The organism is Novispirillum itersonii (assembly GCF_014205675.1).
Taxonomy (GTDB): domain Bacteria; phylum Pseudomonadota; class Alphaproteobacteria; order Rhodospirillales; family Rhodospirillaceae; genus Novispirillum; species Novispirillum itersonii_A.
This window is the reverse complement of record NZ_JACIIX010000009.1, coordinates 1-22,477: the sequence shown is the minus strand read 5'-3', so window position 1 is coordinate 22,477 and position 22,477 is coordinate 1. Positions and strand designations below refer to the sequence as shown.

20 protein-coding genes are annotated in these 22,477 nt (G+C 65.3%); 10 read left to right on the top strand and 10 right to left on the bottom strand.

All coding sequences use genetic code 11. The annotated features are described in order from the left end of the window. The first annotated feature begins 8 nt into the window (after nucleotides 1–8). The 6 genes from radA (at nucleotide 9) to FHS48_RS12220 (ending at nucleotide 7,654) form a co-directional block, all read left to right on the top strand. Nucleotides 9–1,466, top strand: coding sequence for a DNA repair protein RadA (radA, locus tag FHS48_RS12245; RefSeq protein WP_184263857.1), 1,458 nt, complete (start codon nucleotides 9–11; stop codon nucleotides 1,464–1,466). A 200-nt stretch (nucleotides 1,467–1,666) separates the two neighbouring features. Then, complete coding sequence (locus tag FHS48_RS12240; protein WP_184263856.1) at nucleotides 1,667–2,557, top strand: CvpA family protein; 891 nt, start codon at nucleotides 1,667–1,669, stop codon at nucleotides 2,555–2,557. Between the two features lie 193 nt (nucleotides 2,558–2,750). Next, nucleotides 2,751–4,238: an amidophosphoribosyltransferase gene (purF, locus tag FHS48_RS12235; RefSeq protein WP_184263855.1), complete on the top strand. Its 1,488-nt coding sequence runs from the start codon at nucleotides 2,751–2,753 to the stop codon at nucleotides 4,236–4,238. Nucleotides 4,239–4,316: 78 nt separating this feature from the next. Further along, nucleotides 4,317–5,030 (top strand): SDR family NAD(P)-dependent oxidoreductase, encoded by a 714-nt coding sequence (locus FHS48_RS12230; protein WP_184263854.1) that lies wholly within the window; start codon nucleotides 4,317–4,319, stop codon nucleotides 5,028–5,030. A 128-nt stretch (nucleotides 5,031–5,158) separates the two neighbouring features. After that, the gene (locus FHS48_RS12225; protein WP_184263853.1) at nucleotides 5,159–5,980 is read left to right on the top strand and encodes a hypothetical protein; all 822 of its coding nucleotides are present in this window, start codon (nucleotides 5,159–5,161) and stop codon (nucleotides 5,978–5,980) included. A 144-nt stretch (nucleotides 5,981–6,124) separates the two neighbouring features. Continuing rightward, entirely contained in the window at nucleotides 6,125–7,654 is a 1,530-nt protein-coding gene (locus tag FHS48_RS12220) for a sensor domain-containing diguanylate cyclase (protein WP_184263852.1), read from the top strand. Nucleotides 7,655–7,677: 23 nt separating this feature from the next. Here the strand turns inward: FHS48_RS12220 and FHS48_RS12215 are convergent, their stop codons facing one another. Next, complete coding sequence (locus FHS48_RS12215) at nucleotides 7,678–8,475, bottom strand: methyltransferase domain-containing protein (protein WP_184263851.1); 798 nt, start codon at nucleotides 8,473–8,475, stop codon at nucleotides 7,678–7,680. 136 nt (nucleotides 8,476–8,611) lie between these two features. Here FHS48_RS12215 and FHS48_RS12210 point away from each other — a divergent pair, with 136 nt between their 5' ends. From FHS48_RS12210 to FHS48_RS12200, 3 genes are all read left to right on the top strand, one after another. Further along, on the top strand, nucleotides 8,612–10,180 hold the full coding sequence (locus FHS48_RS12210) for a gamma-glutamyltransferase family protein (protein WP_184263850.1): 1,569 nt from the start codon (nucleotides 8,612–8,614) through the stop codon (nucleotides 10,178–10,180). 554 nt (nucleotides 10,181–10,734) lie between these two features. Further along, nucleotides 10,735–12,147, top strand: a complete 1,413-nt coding sequence (locus FHS48_RS12205; protein ID WP_311769132.1) for a methyl-accepting chemotaxis protein — start codon at nucleotides 10,735–10,737, stop codon at nucleotides 12,145–12,147. 379 nt (nucleotides 12,148–12,526) lie between these two features. Beyond that, on the top strand, nucleotides 12,527–13,999 hold the full coding sequence (locus FHS48_RS12200) for a methyl-accepting chemotaxis protein (protein ID WP_184263848.1): 1,473 nt from the start codon (nucleotides 12,527–12,529) through the stop codon (nucleotides 13,997–13,999). A 10-nt stretch (nucleotides 14,000–14,009) separates the two neighbouring features. On the opposite strand, the gene FHS48_RS12195 is transcribed toward FHS48_RS12200, so the two are convergent. The 7 genes from FHS48_RS12195 to FHS48_RS12165 all read right to left on the bottom strand — a co-directional run bounded on the left by FHS48_RS12195 (nucleotide 14,010) and on the right by FHS48_RS12165 (nucleotide 20,207). Next, a complete protein-coding gene (locus FHS48_RS12195) occupies nucleotides 14,010–14,693 on the bottom strand; it encodes a cupin domain-containing protein (RefSeq protein WP_184263847.1) in 684 nt (227 codons plus the stop codon). A 188-nt stretch (nucleotides 14,694–14,881) separates the two neighbouring features. Further along, nucleotides 14,882–15,451: a hypothetical protein gene (locus tag FHS48_RS12190; protein ID WP_184263846.1), complete on the bottom strand. Its 570-nt coding sequence runs from the start codon at nucleotides 15,449–15,451 to the stop codon at nucleotides 14,882–14,884. A gap of 139 nt (nucleotides 15,452–15,590) precedes the next feature. Then, nucleotides 15,591–15,992: a 3TM-type holin gene (locus FHS48_RS12185; protein WP_184263845.1), complete on the bottom strand. Its 402-nt coding sequence runs from the start codon at nucleotides 15,990–15,992 to the stop codon at nucleotides 15,591–15,593. Nucleotides 15,993–15,995: 3 nt separating this feature from the next. Further along, nucleotides 15,996–16,421: a glycoside hydrolase family protein gene (locus FHS48_RS12180; protein WP_260402458.1), complete on the bottom strand. Its 426-nt coding sequence runs from the start codon at nucleotides 16,419–16,421 to the stop codon at nucleotides 15,996–15,998. After that, the gene (locus tag FHS48_RS12175) at nucleotides 16,418–16,687 is read right to left on the bottom strand and encodes a hypothetical protein (RefSeq protein WP_184263844.1); all 270 of its coding nucleotides are present in this window, start codon (nucleotides 16,685–16,687) and stop codon (nucleotides 16,418–16,420) included. Before FHS48_RS12175 ends, FHS48_RS12180 begins: the two co-directional genes overlap by 4 nt. A 2-nt stretch (nucleotides 16,688–16,689) precedes the next feature. Further along, entirely contained in the window at nucleotides 16,690–17,058 is a 369-nt protein-coding gene (locus FHS48_RS12170) for a DUF4376 domain-containing protein (protein ID WP_184263843.1), read from the bottom strand. Continuing rightward, nucleotides 17,058–20,207: a hypothetical protein gene (locus FHS48_RS12165; RefSeq protein ID WP_184263842.1), complete on the bottom strand. Its 3,150-nt coding sequence runs from the start codon at nucleotides 20,205–20,207 to the stop codon at nucleotides 17,058–17,060. Before FHS48_RS12165 ends, FHS48_RS12170 begins: the two co-directional genes overlap by 1 nt. A 145-nt stretch (nucleotides 20,208–20,352) precedes the next feature. Here FHS48_RS12165 and FHS48_RS12160 point away from each other — a divergent pair, with 145 nt between their 5' ends. After that, the gene (locus tag FHS48_RS12160) at nucleotides 20,353–21,183 is read left to right on the top strand and encodes a PDZ domain-containing protein (RefSeq protein ID WP_184263841.1); all 831 of its coding nucleotides are present in this window, start codon (nucleotides 20,353–20,355) and stop codon (nucleotides 21,181–21,183) included. 11 nt (nucleotides 21,184–21,194) lie between these two features. Here FHS48_RS12160 and FHS48_RS12155 read toward each other — a convergent pair whose 3' ends face one another. After that, nucleotides 21,195–21,767, bottom strand: a complete 573-nt coding sequence (locus tag FHS48_RS12155; RefSeq protein WP_184263840.1) for a virion core protein, T7 gp14 family — start codon at nucleotides 21,765–21,767, stop codon at nucleotides 21,195–21,197. Further along, nucleotides 21,746–22,231, bottom strand: a complete 486-nt coding sequence (locus FHS48_RS12150) for a hypothetical protein (protein ID WP_184263839.1) — start codon at nucleotides 22,229–22,231, stop codon at nucleotides 21,746–21,748. The genes FHS48_RS12155 and FHS48_RS12150 overlap by 22 nt, the downstream gene beginning before the upstream one ends. Nucleotides 22,232–22,477: the final 246 nt, after the last annotated feature.

Here is a 22,477-nt window from a genome sequence, read left to right as displayed (position 1 = left end):
CCAGCCCCGTGGCCAAACCGACCACCCAGTACGTCTGTCAGTCCTGCGGCGCGGTTTATCCCCGCTGGGCCGGGCGCTGCGATGCCTGCGGCGAGTGGAATTCCCTGATGGAAGAGGCCCGGGGTGATGTCGGGCCGAAGGCGGTCACCGCCGGAAAGGGCGGCCGCAAGCTGGGCTTTGTCAGCTTAAAGGGCGAGACCAAGGCCCCGCCGCGCTGGCCGACCGGCATCGCCGAGCTGGACCGGGTGTGTGGCGGCGGGCTGGTTCCGGCCTCGGCCCTGCTGGTCGGCGGCGACCCCGGCATCGGCAAATCCACCCTGCTGTTGCAGGCCACCGCCGCACTGGCCCGCACCGGCCTGTCCGTTGCCTATATCTCCGGCGAAGAAGCGGTCGATCAGGTGCGGCTGCGCGCCGCCCGGCTGGGGCTGGATGAGGCCCCGGTGGCACTGGCCTCGGCCAACAATGTCCGCGATATCCTCGCCACGCTGGAAGAGCCGAACGGCCCGCAGGTGGTGGTGATCGACTCGATCCAGACCATGTACCTCGACAGTCTCGATTCCGCCCCCGGCAGCGTGGCGCAGGTGCGCGCCTGCTCGCACGAGCTGATCCGGCTGGCGAAAAAGCGCGGCTTCGCCCTGTTCCTCGTCGGTCACGTCACCAAGGAAGGGTCGCTGGCCGGGCCACGGGTGATGGAACATATGGTTGATACCGTTCTCTATTTCGAAGGGGAACGCGGCCACCAGTTCCGCATTCTGCGGGCGGTGAAGAACCGCTTCGGGGCCACCGACGAGATCGGCGTGTTTGAAATGACCGACGGCGGCCTGTCGGAAGTGACCAACCCCTCGGCGCTGTTTCTGGCGGAACGGCGGGGCAATATCTCCGGCAGCTGCGTGATGGCAGGCATGGAAGGCACCCGCCCGGTTCTGGTGGAAATTCAGGCCCTTGTCGCCTCTTCCGCCGCCGGAACCCCGCGCCGTGCCGTGGTCGGCTGGGACAGCGGACGGCTGTCGATGGTGCTGGCGGTGCTGGAAGCGCGGTGCGGCCTTGCCTTGAGTGGCAATGACGTTTATTTGAACGTCGCCGGTGGGCTGCGCATCACCGAACCCGCCGCCGATCTGGCGGTGGTGGCGGCGCTGATCTCCTCGGCCTGCGGAACCCCGGTTCCGGCGGATCTGGTGGTGTTCGGCGAAATCGGCCTGTCGGGCGAAATCCGCATGGTGTCGCAGGCGGAAACCCGCCTGAAGGAAGCCGCCAAGCTGGGCTTTGCCGAAGCGATGTGCCCGACCCGCCGCGCCAAGGGCAAGGGGAAACCCCCGGCGGTGGAAGGCCTGAGCCTGCGGGAAATCGGCCACCTACAGGATCTGGTCAGCCTGTTCCCCACCGGGGAGCTGACCGGAAACAAGGACGGCGACAAAGGTGGCTCCGCCGCCGGTGGAAAGAAAAAGGCCCCCGCGTCGGACGGCTGACCGCGCGGGCGTACAGGATGGAAGACAGGGGTTTTCGGGCCGTCTCCGGCTTTTTAAACCCCTTTTAAAGACCGGGGCAGTATTGTCCCGATACACGGTTCAAAGACCGGGACATGCCTGTCCCGGCACACTGCGGCCCCGGTCCGGATCCGGGCCGGGCGGCAGCGCAAGGCAGACGTAACGGATAAACGGACCCGCTGATGAACTCGACTTCGCTGACCGTACTGGATCTGGTGGCCATCGCCATTGTGCTGATTTCGGCCGGTCTGGCATTCCTGCGCGGGTTTGTCCACGAAGTGCTGTCGATCGGCGCGTGGGTGGGGGCGGCCTTTGCCGCCCTTTACGGTTTTCCGGTGGTGCGCCCGCTGGCGCGGGAGCATATTTCCATGCCGCTGGCGGCGGATATCGCCGCCGGGGTCGGGCTGTTTCTGGTGGCGCTGATCGTGCTGTCGATCGTCACCTCGGCCATTTCCCGGCAGGTACAGTCTTCCGGTCTCAACTCGCTGGACCGCTCGCTCGGCTTCCTGTTCGGACTGCTGCGCGGCGGGGTGGTGGTGGCGCTGGCCTTCATCGTGCTGTCGTGGGTGTTTCCGCCCGCCTCGGCCCGCCCGGACTGGATCATGCTGTCGCGCGGCCTGCCGATGATGGAACGCGGGGCCGATATCCTGCGCTCGCTGGTGCCGTCTGACCTGCTGGAAGAGGAAAACCGCGCCCGCTCGATGACGCAGGATGCGCAGGAACAGGCCAAGCGGGCGATGGAAGCCAAGCAGCTGTATGACCGTCTGGCCCAGCCCGCCCCGGGCGCGCCGCAGCCGCAGCAGCCGGTGGTTCCGGCCTCCGGTGCCGGTCTGCCGCAGACCAATGTGCAGGCGGCCCCGACCCCGACCCTGATCGGCCCCAACGGCATCGGTGCCAACGGTCAGCCCGCCCGCCCGCCGTCCACCGCCCCGTCGCTGAACGGCCAGACCCTGTCCGGCCCCCAGACTGGCCAGCCCCAGCCCCAGACCCAGACCCAGAACGCACAGCCGGGCACCGGCTACACGGATAAAGACCGTCAGGGCATCAACCAGATCATCCAGAAGACCCAATAATATCCTGACTGAGGGGGATACCCTTGAACGAGGGGAATGCACCGGCACCCCATTCCCCCGAAACACCGGGTGCGCCCGGCAGTGATGACCCTTATATTACAAAAACTGTCCCCTGAAGGGCGGCCCAACCGCCCCGCGCCGTCCCCCGCCCCCCGCGACTGACCGCATTTGCTCACGAGGCCCCGAGGCAACCATGGTCCACTTCCCGCAGCTCCCGTTTGGTCTTCCCGATGACCAGGATGACGACAAACCCCGCGAAGAATGCGGCGTGTTCGGCATTTTCAATGATGCCGACGCGGCGGCCCACACCGCCCTTGGCCTGCATGCCCTCCAGCACCGCGGGCAGGAAGCGGCGGGCATCGTCGCCTGTGACGGCGAACAGTTCCATTCCCACCGCGGGCTGGGCCACGTCCACCGCGTGTTCAAGTCGGAAAAGAACACCATCCGGCTGGAAGGCTCGCTGGCGATCGGCCACGTGCGCTATTCCACCTCCGGCGATCCGGCCCTGCGCAACGTGCAGCCGCTGTATGCCGACCTTGCCTTCGGCGGCATCGCGCTGGCCCACAACGGCAACCTGACCAACGCCCTGACCCTGCGCCACAAGCTGGTGGAACAGGGCTGCATCTTCCAGTCCACCTCCGACACCGAGGTGATCATCCAGCTGATGGCGCGGTCGCAGAAGGTCAGCGTCGAAGACCGCCTGATCGACGCCCTGTCGCAGATCGACGGCGCCTATTCGCTGGTGGTGATGACCGAAGACACCCTGATCGGCGTGCGCGACCCGCAGGGCTACCGCCCGCTGGTGCTGGGCAGCCATGGCGATGCCACCATCATTGCCTCGGAAACCTGTGCGCTGGACATCATCAACGCCGAATACGTCCGCGACGTGCAGCCGGGCGAGATGGTGGTGATCAACCGCGACGGCATCCGCACCCTCAACCCGTTCCCGCAGCAGGGCCGCCGGTTCTGTGTGTTCGAATACATCTACTTCGCCCGCCCGGACTCGCTGTGCGAAGGCCTGAGCGTGTACGAGATGCGCAAGAACATCGGCGCTGAGCTGGCCCGCGAGGCCGGTGTCGAGGCCGACGTGGTGGTGCCGGTGCCGGACTCCGGCATTCCGGCGGCGCTCGGCTATGCGCAGGCCTCGGGCATTCCGTTCGAGCTGGGGATCATCCGTAACCACTACGTGGGCCGCACCTTCATCCAGCCGACCCAGAAGACCCGCGACATCGGCGTGCGCCGCAAGCACAACGCCAACCGCAAATATCTGGAAGGCAAGCGGGTGATTCTGGTCGATGACTCCATCGTCCGTGGCACCACCTCCACCAAGATCGTCGATATGGTCCGGCAGGCCGGGGCGGCGGAAGTGCATCTGCGCATCTCCTCTCCGCCGACCGCCCACCCGTGCTACTTCGGCATCGACACCCCGGAACGCGACAAGCTGCTGGCCGCCCGCTTTGATGTGCCCGGCATGGCCCGGGTGCTGGGTGTTGACAGTCTGGCCTTTATCTCGGTCGATGGCCTGTACCGCGCCGCCGGTCTGCCCGGCCGCGACAATGCCAACCCCGGCTACTGCGATGCCTGTTTCACCGGCGATTACGCCACCCGCCTGCTGGATAACGAAACCCCCAGCGAAATGCGCGTGGTCACCCGCCTGAACGAACGCCGCAAGACCGGCTGAGACCCACGGTAAGGCAAAGGGCGCGGCGGGGGAGACCTTGGCCGCGCCCTTTGGCCGTCTGAACTGGAGTAACGCACAGTGAGCAAACGACTGGACGGGCGCATTGCCCTCGTCACCGGGGCATCGCGCGGCATCGGCCGGGCGGTTGCCCGCGCTTTCGCCGCCGAAGGGGCCACCGTGGTCGCCGTCGCCCGCACCCAGGGCGCGCTGGAAGAACTGGATGACGAGGTCCGCTCCGCCGGGGGCGCGCCGCTGGCACTGGTGGCGGAAGACCTGCGCAAGACCGACAAGGTCGAACAGATTGCCGCCGCCCTGTACACCCGCTATGGCAAACTGGACATTCTGGCCGGCTGCGCCGGTCTGCTGGGGCAGCTGGGGCCGATCGGCCACATCAAGGCCAAGACCTTTGATGACGTGTTCAACACCAATGTCCGCATGAACTGGGACCTGATCCGCTACTGCGATCCGCTGCTGCGGCTGTCCGATGCCGGGCGGGCGGTGTTCCTGACCAGCGACTGCCCGGAGACCCTGACCCCGTACTGGGGCGGCTATGCCGCATCGCAGGCGGCGCTGGAAACGCTGGTGAAGACGTGGGCGGCGGAAACCGCCAAGACCGCCCTGCGCGTCAACCTGTACAACCCCGGCCCGACCCGCACCCGGCTGCGCGAACAGGCCTTCCCCGGCGAAAACCCGGAGACGGTGCCCGCCCCCGCCGTGCATGGCGATCCGCTGATCGCCCTGTGCAGCCCGGACGAACAGCGCACCGGCGAAAAGATTGCCTACACCGCCTGATGCTTCCGACACCCGCCCTTCCGGCGGGTGTTTTTTTGTGTGGGTCCCCCTCCGGGTGGATGTCTTTTTGTGGGAAAATCAGGACACTGTCCCCGTCTTTCTCTCCGCCGCCTGCCGTGAGCCTGCCGATGCCCCGACGACAGTTCCTGTTCCGCCTCCTTCCCCTTGCCGGACTGGTGCTGTGCCTTCAGGGCTGCACCCTTGCCCGGGCCGGATATGTCTACTACCGCGACCCCGCCGCCCTGCCCCGGGTGTCTGCCACCGTGCCGATTTACGCCGAAGCCGGGGCGGAAGGCATTGCCGCCACCCTCGAAGCGGCGCTGCCGGACTCCCTGCACCGGGTCGAGGCAACCCACGGCAGCCGGATTGACCACCCGCCGACACTGGTCGTCTGCGCCACCACGGCCTGCTACGGCCATTACGCCGCCATCCCGGCCTCGGCGGCGGAAACCCTGAAGGACCGCCGGATCACCATCAACGGCGCCCTGATCCTGAAAGGCGAGCGCGACGCGGTGAAGCTGCTGACGCATGAGCTGTCGCACTATTACTGGTATGCGCAGGGCATCCTGTTCCAGCCACGCTGGTTTGAGGAAGGGATGGGCGTCTGGGTCTCCGACGGCGGCGGAGCGGAAAAGGCCAGCGTCGAGGCGGCGGAACAGGCCATCCTGTCCGGCAGCATGATTGAAACGCCCCTCGATTCAGGGCTGTGGGCCTTCCTGACCCAGACACCGGCAGCCCCGGACAACAACTGGTACCAGTACTACCGGCAGTCCGGGATGTTTGTGCAGTATCTGCATGACACTGACCCGGAAGCCTTCAGCGCCCTGCTGGCGGCCCTGCGCCAGCACCACAGCCTGCGGACGGCCTGGTCCGCCACCTATGCCGACAGCCCGGAAACCCTCTGGGCCCGCCTTGTCGACGACATCCGCCGCCGCCAGCCCCGGGGCTGACCGCCCTTCCGGTCTTTCCCCGACCCTCTGGGCGGGAAAAACCGTCTGTTCGCGTACTTCTGGCCCATAGGCAGGGGCCGCCCGTGCAGGCACACTGACGGTATCGGGGTTATCCCGGTATCACCCCTGACGGGAAGCTCCATCATGGAAACATCGGGACAGACCTTCTCCCGTCGCTGGAATGGCTTCGCTGCCGCCATCATTGTTCTGGTGCTGGCGTTTTCGGTCGGGTCATTCCTGCATCAGGTGGAACGGATCCAGACGGTCAGCAAGGCGACCTTTGAAAGCCGCCTGCATCTGTTCCGTCAGTTTATGGCGGTCAGTTCCGCCGTGGTGGCGGTGATGCGTGACCGCTTTCTCGATGCCTATACCGACCCGCATTTTGACTACGAGATCTCCCTGAAGCCCCTGCCGTGGCAGGGGATCTGGCAGGCGGAAACCCTGCGCGGCACCACCACCGGTGCCCTGACCCTGACCCCGGACGAACGGTTGCGGCGGGAACTGAACGCCGCCGACCGCATGAGCACCGAACTGAACACGGTGCTGAGTTACAGCCCGGAGATGGCCTGGCTGTATTTTATCTCGGAGCGGGGCTTCCTGCACCTGATGCCACAGGCCCCGGTGACACAGGTGGCCTTTACGCCCAAACTGTTTGACCGGGCCTACTGGAAGCAATCCGTCCCGACCAAAAACCCGCTGCGCCGGGTGACGCTGGCCGGGCCTTACGAGGATATCGGCGGCAAGGGACAGGTGATGACCATTGCCTGCCCGGTTTATGATGGCACCGCCTTTCTTGGCATCACCGCGCTGGATATCCGGATCAGCACCCTGACCGATACCCTGAACATCGGGGTGGCGGCGGGCACCTCCTTCCTGCTCAACGAGGCGGACCGGCTGGTCGCCAGCCAGAACAGCGTGGAAATCCCATCGCAGGAAAGCTCCGCCCATCTTCAGATCAGCGGGGAGTGGTACGAGGCCGAGGACGGCGACTTTCAGCTGGCCGGGGAAGTGGTGGAAGGCGAACTGTGGCTGATCCATCACCTGCCGAAAAAAGACCTGTATCTGGCCGCCGCCGCCGACAGCGCCGGTATCTGGGTCGCCCTGCTGCTGACCGCCGTGCTGTGTGCCTCCGGCTTCCGCATGCTGGCCCTGCTGCGCCAGATCAGCCTGATGACCTATCACGATGCCCTGACCGGCCTGCCCAACCGCCGCCTGCTGGAAGACCGGCTTCAGATGGCCCTGCCCGCCGCCCGCCGCAACGGCCAGCGCACCGCCCTGCTGTTCATCGACCTTGACCGCTTCAAGCCGATCAACGACCAGTACGGCCACGCCGCCGGGGACTGGCTGCTGAAGCAGGCCTCCGTCCGCATGCGCCATGTGCTGCGGGCCGGCGATACCGTCTCCCGCATGGGCGGCGACGAATTTGTGGTGCTGCTGCCGGCCATCCCCACTCCGGAGGATGCGGTGGCGGTGGCGGAAAAACTGCGGCTGGCACTGGAAACCCCGTTTGCCCACGAGGTGCACGGGCCGCTGCGGATTTCCTCCAGCATCGGGGTGGCCCTGTCGCCCGACCATGCCCGGGAAGCCGGGGAACTGCTGCGGTTCGGCGACGAGGCGATGTACGAGGCCAAAAAGGCCGGGCGCAATCTGGTGATCCTGTTCAGCGGCGGATAAAGCCGTTGCGGGACGGAACCGCCTCAGCCCCCCGCCCGCACCGCCACCATAAAAATCCGCCGGAACGGAAACAGCGTGCTGCCGTCGGCCTGCTGCGGATAGGCGGTGCGCAGACGGGCGGCATAGGCGGCCTCAAACGCCCCGGCCTCCGCCGCGCCATCCGGCAGAGTGCGTAACGCCGCCTGCATCACCCGCAGCCGGGTGGGCCGGACCCATTCCAGCACCGGATCCTCGCCGGTCAGGGCCTGCACATAGGTGGTTTCCCACACATCCAGCCCGGCCGACAGCGGGGCCAGCAGACGGTGATAGTCCATCGGTTCCAGCACCGGATCGGGCCGCAGCACCGGCTCCAGCACCGCCTGCCAGCGGCTGCGGCTGGCGGCGGTTTCCGCCAGCAGGGTGTGGCTGGGGGCATGGTGGTTGCCGGGAATCTGCACCGCCAGCACCGCCCCGGGGCGCAATGGCGCCAGCAGGGCCGGGAACAGGGTGGCATGATCGCCCAGCCATTGCAGCACGGCATTGGAGAACAGCAGGTCCACCTCCGGCCCCGGCCGCCACAGCGCCGCATCGGCCGAGGCATAGGGGCCCTGCGGGTCTGCCGCCCGGGCTGATGCCAGCATGGCCAGATCATTGTCCAGCCCGGTCACCTGCGCCTGTGGCCAGCGGGCCTTCAGGGCGCGGGTGGAATTGCCCGGCCCGCAGCCCAGATCCACCACCTGTGCCGGGGCCTCCAGCGGCACCCGGGCCAGAAGATCCTGCGCCGGGCGGGTGCGGTGATCGTTGAAACGCAGGTATTGCTGCGGATCCCATACTGTGCCCATGTGTTCTTCTGTGCCTCCCGGAGTCTCTGTCCTCAGGATAGCACAGGCGGGGTTCTTGCCGAACCGCGTTGACCGGGTAAACTGTGCCGGTCATTGATCTTTCTTCCATCCCCGGAGCATTCATGAAGGAGTCTCCATGAAACAGGGCGCCGTCGCCGCAGGACACCCGGAAACCGCCAGAGCCGCCGCCATGGTGCTGGAAAACGGCGGGAATGCCTTTGATGCCGCACTGGCGGCCTTTCTGGCCTCCTGCGTGGCGGAGCCGGTGCTGAGCTCGCTCGGCGGCGGCGGGTTTCTGCTGGCCCGCCCGGCCGGACGCCCGCCGAAGGTGCTGGACTTTTTCGTCCAGACCCCGCGCCGCAAGCTGCGGGAAAGTGCCTGCGACTTCCGCCCGGTGACGGCGGATTTTGGCACCACCACCCAGCAGTTTCACGCCGGATTTGCCGCCATGGCGGTGCCGGGGGCGGTGCGCGGGGTGTTTGATGCCCATGCCGCGCTGGGGCGGATGCCGCTGAAGGAACTGGCGGAACCGGCGCGGATGCTGGCCCGCGACGGGCTGACCGTCAACCCCCAGCAGGCCTATGTGTTTTCAGTGGTTAAAGCCATTCTGGCGCTGTCGGCGGACAGCCGGGCCCTGTTCTTCCGCCGCAGCGACGACGGCACCGTCTCCGACACCCCGTTGCAGGCCGGGGACACCTTCCGCCACCCGCTGCTGGCCGATGTGCTGGATGCCCTGACCCACGAAGGGCCGGATCTGTTCTACCGGGGGGAAATCGCCCGCGCCCTGACCGATGCCCACGCCGAACACGGCGGCCACCTGACAGCCGAGGATCTGCGCACCTACCGCACCCATATCCGCGATCCGCTGTCGGTCAAACATGACGACATCACCATCCACACCAATCCGCCGCCCTCTTCCGGCGGCACCCTGATCGCCTTCGGGCTGGAAATGCTGCGCGGGCAGGCCCTGCACAAACTGGCGTGGGGCAGCCGGGCCCAGCGCCGCCTGCTGGCCCGGGTGATGGATCTGACCGGCGCCGCCCGCGCCACGCTGGAAGTGCAGCACGGCGATGAGTGGCGCGACCGCCTGCTGGACCCCGCCCTGCTGGAAACATGGCGCAGCCAGATCGAGGGCCGGGCCAGCGCCTACCGCGGCACCACCCACATCAGCGTTGTCGATGCGGCGGGCAATGCGGCGGCCCTGACCGTTTCCAACGGCGAAGGCAGCGGCTGGATGATTCCCGGCACCGGCATCATCATGAACAACATGCTGGGGGAAGAAGATCTGCTGCCCGGCGGCGGCGGACCCGGCGGGCCGGACTGGCTGAGCTGGCCGACCGACAGCCGGATGACCTCGATGATGGCCCCGACGCTGGCGATCCACCGGGATGGCGGAGAATGGGTGCTGGGCTCCGGCGGATCCCGGCGGATCCGCAGCGCGCTGTTGCAGGTGCTGGCCAACCTGTTCACCTATGGCATGCCGCTGGATGACGCCATCACCGCCCCGCGCCTGCACTGCGAAAACGGCCGCCTGTCGCTGGAATGTGACCTGCCGGACGGACTGGCCGAGGAATGGCGTGATCCGGTCCTGTGGCCGGAGCGGAACATGTACTTCGGCGGCGTCCACGCCGTGCAGCGCACCCGCAGCGGCGGACTGGACGCCTTCGCCGACCCGCGCCGCGATGGCGCGGCGCTGATTGTTTAAGCCGGGCATCCGCCCGGTGGGCGATGGCGCGGCGCTGATTGTTTAAGCCGGGCATCCGCCCGGTGGGCGATGGCGCGGCGCTGATTGTTTAAGCCGGGGCATCCGCCCGGTGGGCGATGGCGCGGCGCTGATTGTTTAAGCCGGGGCATCCGCCCGCTGGGCGATGGCGCGGCGCTGATTGTTTAAGCCGGGGCATCCGCCCCGGTGGGCGATGGCACGGCACCTCTCAGCAGGAACTGTCTCACACCGGGCCTTAAACTTTCTCCCGGCAACACTGAAACACTCAGCCCAGATGTCGGATCCTTTCCTTGCATTTTGCAAAGACCAAGAGCTTTCCAGACAGACGAAATACGCCGGTCATTGGAAAATGCAAATAATTCTCCTACCGTCCCAAACATTAGGAACACTCCTAGTCCTTCCGGTCGAATTGCAAGACAACACCCAAAACCGCTATACCCGTATATGGGAAGCGGCCATAAATAACGGTGGGCAGAATGTTCGAAAAATGTAATGAAGATAAGTCTACTCTTCAGGCAATCTCACAGGCTCAGGCTGTGATTGAGTTCACTCTTGACGGAAAGATTGTCCGCGCCAACGACAATTTCTGTTCGCTGATGCAATATACGCCGCAGGAACTGGCGGGAAAGCAACACAGCCTGTTTGTGAAACCAGCCTATGCGGCCTCCCGGGAGTATCAGGCATTCTGGGCAGACCTGAACAGCGGCAAAAGCTTCACGTCTTCCTACCTGCGTCTTGCCCGGGATGGATCGGAACGCTGGATTCAGGGCAGCTATATGCCGGTCCTTGACCGCTCCGGCCGCCCCTATAAGGTGATCAAGATCGCCACTGACATCACGGCGGAAAAGCAGCAGGCCCTGTTGCAGGCGGCGCAGACCGCCGCCCTTGACCGGTCTCAGGCGGTGATTCAGTTCACGCTGGACGGCATCGTCGTCCATGCCAACGAGAACTTCCTGAAGGCGCTGGGCTACACGCTGGAGGAAATCCGGGGCAAGCATCACCGCCTGTTCGTTGATCCGGCGGAGCATGACAGCCCGGAGTATAAAGCCTTCTGGAATGAGCTGCGGGCCGGAAACTTTCAGGTCAGTGAATACCGCCGGATCGGCAAGGGCGGGCGGGACGTTTACATTCAGGCCTCCTACAACCCGGTCTTTGATGCCGACGGCACGCCGAACGGGGTGATCAAGTTCGCCACCGACATTACCCGGCAGGTGCAGGAACGGCTGCGCCGGGCCGCCACCCAGAAAGCCATTGATGCCGAACTGGCAAAGATCGTCAGCTTCATTGATGCCGCCAACAGCCAATCTACAAGCGTCGCCAGCGCGGCGGTGCAGTCTTCCGGCAATGTCCAGACCGTTGCCGCCGGATCGGAGGAAATGGCCGCCTCGGTGCAGGAAATCAGCCGTCAGGTGACACAGGCCTCGCAGATTTCCAGCGACGCGGTGCAGCAGGCGCTGAACACCAACGACACCGTCAACGCCCTGTTGCAGGCCACCGACCGCATCGGGCAGGTGGTCAAACTGATTAACGACATCGCCGGACAGACCAACCTGCTGGCCCTGAATGCCACCATTGAGGCCGCCCGCGCCGGAGAGGCCGGAAAGGGTTTTGCCGTCGTCGCCAATGAAGTGAAAGGACTGGCCACCCAGACCAGCCGGGCCACCGATGAGATCACCCAGCAGATCGCCTCAGTGCAGCAGGGCACCCAGGCCACCGTCAACGAGATCCGGACGATTGCCGCAACCATCGAACGGATCAACGAAATTTCGGCGGCGATTGCTTCGGCGGTGGAAGAGCAGTCGGCCGTGACCGGCGAAATGTCATCAAACATGAACATTGCCGCTGCCGGGGTCGAAAGCATCACCACCGGCATCAACAGCATCGCCGGAGACCTGAACAATCTGCATGGGGCCGCCCTGCGGATTAAGGAACAGTCCGCCAGCCTGTAACAGCCCCCTGTTCGATCCAGCCCCATCCGGGGACACCCTCCGCCGCAGGATCGTCCGGTCTTATCCGGAAGCCGCAGGACAAGACAGCACACTGAAGGGGAATGACTGACATCGGGGTCAGCCATTCCCCTTTTTCAACACAGGCTGCTGCTTTTGTCCCTCCCCTCGCTCTGACAACAGAGCGAGGGGCCGTCAACCCCGCCGCCCCTGAATACAATTCAATAAAACTCTCTGATTCCAAAAAATAGAATTTTATTAATATTCCCGCCATTCCCATCTTGCAAAAAACACCAACAGTATTTGGTTATTATGGCTGAATTGCCACATCCGGATCAAAAGAACATTATAGCAGCAGAACCCCTGTCTACAGGAGACCGTCATGTTCAGGATCCATAATCACGCAACGGACGTTGTCTCTGCCCTGTCCGCCGCGCAGGCGATCATCGAATTCAGTCTGGATGGCACCATCCTCAGCGCCAACGGAAACTTCTGCGCCCTGATGCAGTATACGCCGCAGGACCTGATCGGCCAGAAGCACCGGCTGTTCGTCTCCCCGGCTTATGCCGCCTCGCAGGAGTATCAGGAGTTCTGGCAACGTCTGCGGGAAGGGAAACAGTTCACCTCCTCCTTCCAGCGCTTTGCCAAAGACGGCAGCCCCCGCTGGATTCAGGGCAGCTATATGCCGGTCCTTGACCGCTCCGGCCGCCCCTATAAGGTGATCAAGATCGCCACTGACATCATGGCGGAAAAGCAGCAGGCCCTGTTACAGGCAGCGCAGACCGCCGCCATTGACCGGTCTCAGGCGGTGATCCAGTTCACGCTGGATGGCATCGTCGTCCATGCCAACGAGAACTTCCTGAAGGCGCTGGGCTACACGCTGGAGGAAATTCGGGGCAAGCATCACCGCCTGTTCGTTGATCCGGCGGAGCATGACAGCCCGGAGTATAAAGCCTTCTGGGATGATCTGCGGGCCGGAAACTTTCAGGTCAGTGAATACCGTCGGATCGGCAAGGGCGGGCGGGAGATTTACATTCAGGCCTCCTACAACCCGATCTTTGATGCCGACGGCACCCTGACCGGGGTGATCAAGTTCGCCATCGACATCACCAAACAGGTGCAGGAACGGCTGCGCCGGGCCGCCACCCAGAAAGCCATTGATGCCGAACTGGCAAAGATCGTCAGCTTCATCGATGCCGCCAACAGCCAATCTACAAGCGTCGCCAGCGCGGCCGTGCAGTCTTCCGGCAATGTTCAGACCGTTGCCGCCGGATCGGAGGAAATGGCCGCCTCGGTGCAGGAAATCAGCCGTCAGGTGACACAGGCCTCGCAGATTTCCAGCGACGCGGTGCAGCAGGCCCTGAACACCAACGACACCGTCAACGCCCTGTTGCAGGCTACCGACCGCATCGGGCAGGTGGTCAAACTGATTAACGACATCGCCGGACAGACCAACCTGCTGGCCCTGAATGCCACCATTGAGGCCGCCCGCGCCGGAGAGGCCGGAAAGGGTTTCGCCGTCGTCGCCAACGAAGTGAAAAGTCTGGCCACCCAGACCAGCCGGGCCACCGAAGAAATCACCCAGCAGATTGCCTCAGTGCAGCAGGGCACGCAGGCCACCGTCAACGAGATCCGGACGATTGCCGCAACCATCGAACGGATCAACGAAGTTTCGGCGGCGATTGCTTCGGCGGTGGAAGAGCAGTCGGCCGTGACCGGCGAAATGTCATCAAACATGAACATCGCCGCCACCGGCGTAGAAAGCATTACCTCCGGGATCAACAGCATTGCCGGAGACCTGAGCAATCTGCATGGGGCCGCCCTGCGGATTAAGGCACAGTCCGCCAGCCTGTAAACGCCGCTGCTCAGCCGGTTTCCGAGGGGTCCGGCGGCAGGGTCAGCCGTGGCCGAAGCGGCCGACCCTCTGCCTTCCAACGTGCTGCCACCCGTTCCAATGCCTCCACCTGATAGCGGTCGGTGATCTGATCCGGATCGTTCGGGTTCACCGCCGGGCGGGCCTTGCCCCCTTCCCCGTCCCAGTAATCCACCGCGTTTTCCGGCCTGCCGATGTGGCGGAACACCCGGTGGCTGGGTTCTCCCGGTGCGCCCGGCACCCGGTGGACGACCCCGAACTTGCCGCTGTCGGGATACTCCGTGATTTCCGGATACTGGGTGGTGCCGACCGCCAGATAGCGCAGCTCCTCCTGCCCGGTGTTGCGGATCTGATGGGCGGTCTCCGGACCGCCGGGCGGGCAGGCCACCACATCACCGGCGCGCAGCGGATAGGCACAGTCGCCCAGCCGCAGCTCCCCGCTGCCGGAGAGGATGACAAACATTTCCTCGTTCACCGTGTGGCTGTGAAACGGAAAGGCCGCCTTACCCGGTGGCACCACGGTCACGTTATAGCCCAGCTTCACCGCCCCGATTTTCCAGCCGATGTCGGCAATCTGCGCCTCAAACGCGCCGCCGGAACCGGAGGGCTGATAGGTCAGGTCCTCAAGATTCAGGATCGGGTGGACCCGGGGATCCGGGGTTTCAGGCGTGGACATGGCAGGTCTCTCCGCTGCGGATGTGTCACCTGACTGTATGGCCGGTCAGGCTGCCAGTCCACCGGCACGGAAACAGACCTGCCCATGCCAGAATACGGGAAAACTCCTGACGGGTACGAGAAGGACCAGCCGTTTGCAAGGAATCCGTTTCACCGGCAGTCGGTCATCTTTCTCGATCGTATCCCCGGTCAGCCTTTTTTACGCATCCGGATCAACAGTTCCGGATCGGTCAAAAGCTGGTATTTTTTCCAACGGTAACACTTGCTGAACCACCCGGGAGTGCTGTTGGCGTTGTGCTCTATCACCTCCATATCGGTGATAATGCAGATATCCCCCTGACTGGTCAGCCCATCCGGGATCTTGCCGCCATCCTTGGGTTTCAGCCCCCTGACGCTGACAGTGCCGTCGGGCCTGTCGATGATTTTCATCACCTGCGCGATGCTGCCAGAATTGAAGCGGCGATAATCCCCTTTATCCACAAAGTCAGCGGAATATCTGGCTTTACCCTTATATTTCAGCTTTTCCCCATTCACTCCGATATCAAAATTCTCTGAGACGAACTCGGCCCGTTCCGCCTCCTGCTTTTCAGTCAGGCCCTTTTTCTGCATCTCGGCATGGGTCATGACGTCAATAAACTCTCCGTCATATGTCAGGGTATAAGACCCATCAGTCAGTACGGTCAGCTCAGCTTCGTACCGGTCCGGCAACAGGCAACCGGACAGAAAAATGCAGACCCCTATCGTAAACCAGCGCAACATTAAAAACCCCCTTTAGCGAGAATGATAACCAGATCAACTACCCAACTCATGGATTTTTTTAAAGTGAAAAAACACCTCAGAATTGCCTTAACCCTGTAAACGGCAAAAGGCCCCGGAGTGTCCCCCGGGGCCTTTTGCTTCACCGCGCCACGCCGCGCATTTTCTCCACCGTCCGCAGCCCGGCGACACCGAGCAGGGCAAGGATCAGTTCCCACAGCATATCATCCAGCTTCGGCAGCGGCGGCACCGGGTGCCCGGCAGCGGCGGCGGCCCATTCCAGCAGCGGCCCGGCCACATACTGCGCCGCCAGCGCCGCCCCGCACACCCAGCCGATGAACGGACGCCAGCCACCGATGAACAGGCTGCCGCTGGCGGCTTCCGTCTTGTTCACCTCCACCTGTGCCAATGCCGCCTGATTGGCGGCCTCCACCAGCCGCAGTTCCAGTTCCGCCTTGGCCTTGGCGGCTTCGGCGGTATCGGGGATCAGTTTATCCAGCAGGCTGCCGAACACCGGCACCAGAGCCGCAAGCAACGGGGCCATCGCTTATCCCTCCCGGATCAGGCGGGCGATACGGTCGGCGCGTTCGCCCACCTGCCCAGCCCATTTGCTGTCCAGCGCCTGCCGCGCCGCCTCCTCCCACTGCCCGGCCTGCAAGGCGGCCAGCATCTGCCGGAACCCCAGCAGGCGCGGCAGCCCCAGATTGAAGGCCATGTTCGCCAGCGCCCGCTGCCGCCCCGCCGACAGGCCCCGCCACCACGGCAACTGCCGATCCAGCCCGGCCAGAACCCGGCGGATGTCATTGCCCAGCAGAACCGCCGCCTCCTCGGCGCTGATGCCCACGTCATCGAGGTTCCGCCCGATGCCGATCGTCAGTTTCCCCGCCGTGCAGCGGTACGGCAGCAGCCGCACTGCCTCATCCCGGCGCAGGTCCGCCGCCAGCGCGGTTTCATCAAAAGTCCCGTTCATCATGCCTCCTCGCGCCGTCCGATGGCGCGGTCGAGTTTTTCTTCCAGCCGGTCAAACCGCGCCTCGATCCGGGCTTCCAGCCGTTCCAGATCCTCAGCGCGGGCGAAGCGGCGTTCGCAGTCCACCTTGTGCGCCGTCAGCTCCCCCGCCGTGGTCTTGGCGGTGGCGGTGGCCTCGGAAATCCGGTGCCACAGAATCCAGAACCCCGCCGTCACCACCGGCACCAGAACCCCGGTGATCACCTGCTGCACGCTCAGTCCATCGCCCATGATCAGGCCCCGATCCCGCTGACCAGCGCCTCGGCGGCCTCAAGGCTGTCGAGGCCATCCAGCGCCTGCTTGGTGGCCCAGCCGGTGCAGCGCACCGTGTGGGCATGGTGGATGAAGGCGGCGTTCAGCGCCGTCACCTCCGCCGCGGTCAGCGCCACATCCTGATTGTCGGCGGTGCGCCACACGAAGCCCTCCGGCAGGCTGCCCCCGGCGGCCAGATGCGCCGCCCATCCGGCGATGATCGCCCGGCTGTCGGCATCGGCCTGATAGGTGTGGCCGCCGTGGTCAACGCTGCCGCTGATTTCCCGCGCCGCCCAGGCGTTGACGCGGCTGCGGTACAGCCGCTGCGCGGTGGAAAGGGTCTGGGTCATCAGGTCGTCTCCACATGCATGACGGTGGCAAAAACGCTGGCGGTGCCGCTGGCGGTGCGGGTGATCACCACCTGATCCTCGCGCCCGTAATCGATGCTGTAGCCGCTCTCGGCCCGTTTCCACGCCGAGCGGCCGGTGTAATTCAGCGTCAGCTGGTCGAAACTGCCGCCGGGCGGCAGCCACATCCCCACCCGCACGGTGCCGGTCATGCTTTTGGTGAAGCCAAGGGCGGCAAACCCGGCCGCCCCCAGCGCGGCATAAACGGCGGGCGCGGTCTGGTTGGCGGTATAGCCGAAGGCGGTTTCCAGCGCCGACTGGGCGTTGTTTTCCGGCGGGAACACCCATGAGTCCGCGTCATTCCGGACCATCCACTGAGGGTCGATCCCGCCGTGAATACTGGCGCGGTTGGTGACGATGATCCGTCTGGCGCTGCCATCCCACACCGACCAACTGCGGCCATCAAAGGACCACGCCAGTTTTACCGCGCCGCTGACCGAGGCCGACAGGCCGGTCAGGGCCTCCCACAGCGAGGAATCCTTGGTGGTGCGCACCACTGCCGGAACCGCCTTCACGGTCTGCACCTTGCCATCGTACAGCGCCGCATCGCGCAGGCTCCAGTTTCCGGCGGTGAAGGTGCCGATGGTGCTGAACGCCGACAGGGTGGAGAGCTCCGCCGTCGCCCCGGAGATCGCGGCGATCTTCGCCACCCCCCCGGCGGCGACCACCGCCCGCCCTGCATCGTCTGCCGCCCATGCCCCCGTCGCCAGCGTCGCGGTCAGGCTGGGGCGGTATTCAACCGCCCGCAGGGCATAGGTTGTGGTGTCTGGAAACATGGTCCAGACAAAGCCATCCGCCGTCAGGATGTGGGTTGCCGGGTATGCCCCCTCTATCGAAGCCCCGGTGAATGTCACCGTCTGGACGGTGTCCACCGTCAGGGTCAGGTCGGCGGCACAGGAGAAGTCCAGATAATAGGCTTTGTTGGTGACCCCGCCTGAAGACAGGCCGTGGAAGCGGAATTTGCCGGGGGCCGTCTGCACGAAGGCCGACGGACAGTAGGTATAAGGGGCACCCACACTACCCAGCACCAGTGTTTTTTGACTGACGTAAGCCGGGGTCCCTGTCCCTGTCCGGCTCAGCACTCGCGCACCAAGGTACTGGATATCCTGCCGCCATGTGCAGAACAGGAAGTGGGTGTCTGACAGCGGCAGGATCCCCGCCACACGGTCAGTATATTCGACCCCGGTATTGTAGGCCGCTCCCCCCGGCGTATAGGGGGTGGTGGTGACATCCAGCAGCCGCAGCCACCAAGCCCCGCTGCTGATGGACCACGCCACCGCCACCACGCCGGAACCGACCGATGCGACCTCTAGGCCCCCCCCGAGGTTGGTGTCCGTCACCAGCGTGACCCAGCTGCCAACGGAGGCGACGGTGCCGCTGACCGTGACGCGGGCAAAGTTGACGTACTGGTTTCCGCCGCCGGGAATGATGTCGATCACCGCCGCGCAGAACTCCGTGTCGGAAATCCGGCACAGGGATCCGTTCGGTGTTCCGTAGCTGTAGCCGCTGTTGCGCAGCACCTGCTCCGCCCCCAGGGTGACTGTGCCGTCAGCGGCGACCGTCATCACCCGCAGATAATAGACGTAAGGGGTGCTGCTGGTGCCCCGGTAGGTCATCACCACCGTGTTGGTGGTCAGCCGCAGGAGTTTAAGCGCGTATTTACGGCTGGACGCCACCGTCACCGGGGTTCCGACTGTGTAAGAACCGGGGGTCAGGCGCTGGGTGACAACGGCTTTCATGGTGGTGGAAGCGGCATCGTAGTACACGCTCAGGGCCATCGCGCCATCGGCGCTGACGGGAACGGTCGCGGTATCGTTGAACCCGTCAACCGTGGTGGCCACCACACTGACCGGCCCGGCTTTCTCGTTGCCGACCAGCGTCACCGCCGTGTTCGGCGTATACGCCCGGAAAGCGAACTGCGCCTCATCGGCCAGATCAAAGTCGGTGGCGCTGTCGGTCAGGGCAGTGCCCACCGTTTCCTCAAACACCGACACCACCCGCTTCAGGCCCTCGCCATCCTTCACGCCGGGGGTGGCAAGGGTCAGGCTGGCGTTCTGGGCCAGCGCCGCACTGGCGCGGGTGTAAAACTTCGGCACCGCCGTATTGCTGACGGTCATGGTCTGCCCGGATCCGGCAGCCGCCACCCCAAGGGCAATGCCATTCCCGGCCAGCAGCTTGTTGCCGAGAAAATCCGGCACCTTATCGTTCGACGAAATCACCGTGGTGCCGCCCAGCACCACCGCCGCCGACTTCCGCGCCCAGTGCTTGGCCGAATACTGGCCGGGCAGCACCTCGACGTCTTCGGCTTCCTCGGCCCATTTCCCCGCCATCTGCACGGTCGGCCACTGCGCCTGCGCGATGGTGTGCTTGGGCACAAAATCGGCATATTTGGCGGCAAAATCGGCATAGGCCGGGGTGAACAGGCTGTATTTCGGGGCAAAGTCGGCGTATTTGCCGGAGAAATCGGCGTATTTGGGATCAAAATCCGCCTTGTTGATCAGCACCACATCGCGCGCCGCATCGGCTTCAACGGCGGCGTGCTGGGCATCCTGCGCGCTCAGCTCGGTGGTGGCGCCGGATTCAATCTGCTTCAGGGTAAAGCTGGAAACGGTGACACCGCCCGCCCCGTCGAAGGCCAGCACCCGGTTGGCACGGGTGTTCATCGGCGGCAGCGTCACCCCGTTGGGAAGGTCTGACACCGGAATCTTCAGCGCCCGCCCGATCTCTTCCTGCTGCTGCTGGTCGATCATCGTCTGGCGGTCCAGCGCCCGTTCCAGATCCTCGGCATAAAAGGCCGCCCCGGTGACCAGATCGGTGGTCTGGGTCACCGGCACCCGGCGCAGCAGGGTCACGCTGTGCCCCATCGGCAGCGCCGGACCGGACAGCGGAAAGCTGACGGTGCCGCCCGGGCTGCCGCTGCTGCTGCGGTCCACCCGGTACCGGCCGGGGGCAATGGTCTCCTCCGCGCCGCCGGGGCCGGTCAGGACCATTATCAGGTCGCTGTCGCGGTCCAACGGAAAGGAAAACGGCCATACCGTGGTCCCGCCGTTGGTACTGTAGGCCTGTTTTGTAACCGTATTTGAAAGTGTCATCGCAATAATCTCCAGATTGGTTATCTGTCTGCCAGACCTCAGCCTTCCCGGCAAAAGCCGGAACGCTCCGTCAAGCCCGCCCTTCCCCACCGGGTCCCGGTGGGCGTAGACTGTCCGGGTCATCCTCTGCCCCGGATTACCCGCGATGCTCCGCCGTCTGCTGCCGCTGTCGTTCCTGCTGTTCCTTGCCGCCTGCGCCAATCCCTACGCCGACAGCTACGTGGCGCTGGATCCCGGGCCGCTGGCCCCGGCAGCCGCCGCCGGGGGGAAACCGGAGGTGCGGATCCTGCCGTCCGGCTCCGCCATGGCGGAAAACCGGGCGATGCTGCGGCGCGGCTTTGTCATGATCGGCCAGTCGCAGTTTTCCGGCACCAACACCGCCCGTTCCGACGCCCAGGCACAGGGGCAGGCGGTGGGGGCACAGGTGGTGCTGCTGTCGCAGGAGTATGAGTCAACCCGGCGCGGCGTCACCCCGGTGGAAGAGCAGATCATGACCCCGGTGCGCCGCACCTACATCGACCGCGACGGGGCCCGCCGCACCGGTTATGTCTGGGCCCGCACCACCGTCACCCGCTACGAACCGACGCTGTACACCCAGTACACCCTGACCGCGACCTACTGGGTGAAGGCCCGGCCCGGCGGGCTGGGGGTGGCGGTGCAGGAACCGTCTGACGACACCCGGAAGAAGAACCAGACCAACAAGGGCGCGGAAATCTTCGCGGTGGTGGATGGCAGCCCGGCCTTTTCCGCTGACCTGCTGGAAGGCGACCTGATCACCGCCCTCGACGGCCACAGCATCGACACCGCGCAGGACTTTGCCGAACGTCAGCCGGCCCTGTCCGGGCGGCGCGGGGTCAGCATCGACCTGCTGCGCGACGGCCAGAAACTGCGCAAAACCGCCGACATCCCACCGGCCCCGGAGCCTGTGCCCACCCCGGCCCGCTCCACCGGCTCCGCCACCGATCCGGCGCAGTAAGCCGCCGCCGGTCAACTGCCGTCTTCCGGCAGCCACGCCTTGCCGAAGCCCCGGCTGACCGCCGGGATCCGGTTGAGCAGGCTGCCCCCGGCGGAAAACAGGCTGCCGGTCACCGCCGCATCGCCGCGCATCCCGGCCAGAGTGCCCTGTGCCAGCGCCGCATTGGCGTTGGTGCGGGCCTGATAGGCCTGCCAGCGGTGCTGATAGGCGTCCTCCTCCGCCGACTGGCGGCGGGACAGGGCATCCAGTTCCCCCGCCTGCGCGGTGTCGGCGGTCAGGTCCAGCGCTGATCCGCTGTCCACCTGCACCCCCGCCGCCGCCAGCGCCGCCCGTTGGCCGCTGATCGCCTGCGCCGTCAGCAGCCGCTGGCGCTGCTCCGCCACCTGCCCCTGTTCCACCGCCCGCTCCGCCGCCCGGTCCTGCGCCTGCGCCGCCTGTTCCGCCGCTGCCGCATTGGCCTCGGCCATCGCCGTCTGATACCCGGCCTGCCGCCGCTGCGCCTGCCCCTGCTGCACCATGCCCGCCGCGCTGACCGCCGCCGAGGCCAAAGCCGCCACCGCCATCACTCCCGGTACTGCACACATGCTTCTGTCCTCCGTTGTGTCCCACAGCGTTTCACACGCTGTTCCACGCGCCATTCCACACGGTGAAACCGCTCCCCGTCCGGCCCGTAAGGCACAGCGGGGAACACCGTAAATCCCAGCCACCGCAGCCAGCGCAGCGACACCCGGTTGCGGGCATCGACCCAGTTGGTCAGCAGCCGATAGCGCCGCTGCCAGTGGTCCACCACCATGCGGCTGTAGCGCAGCACCGTCAGCGGATGCGCCTCCAGCACCGGGCTGGCGAGCAGCCAGACAATGCCGGTGTGCGGATCCCCGGCATCGGCGGCGACGCCGAACAGGGCTTCCACCCGCCCGCCCACCACCCCGGCCCCGGCCCAGTCCGACACCGCCAGCGATCCGGCCAGCGCCTGTTCCGGAAGGGCACGGTGGGCGGCCCAGACCTCCGCCACATCCGCCGCCCGCAGCCGGGGGGCAAGCGCCGCCACGTCGCCCACATCCGCGGTGCGGATGTGGGCTGTTTTCAGCCCCTCAGACGCCGGGCGCGGGCGTCCGCCCGCTTGGCTTACGCGCGAATGGTCGCGCGGGCCCTCAATGGGCCAGTCGGCCCTTTGGGCCTCCATTTTGTTTGATGGGTCCCTTGTATGTTTCCCCCACACAGGCGTACGCCTGTGTGGGGTCGGTGAACGGGTGAGCCTGCTGGTCCCTTCTTCCCTGAAGAACGTGCTTGAGAT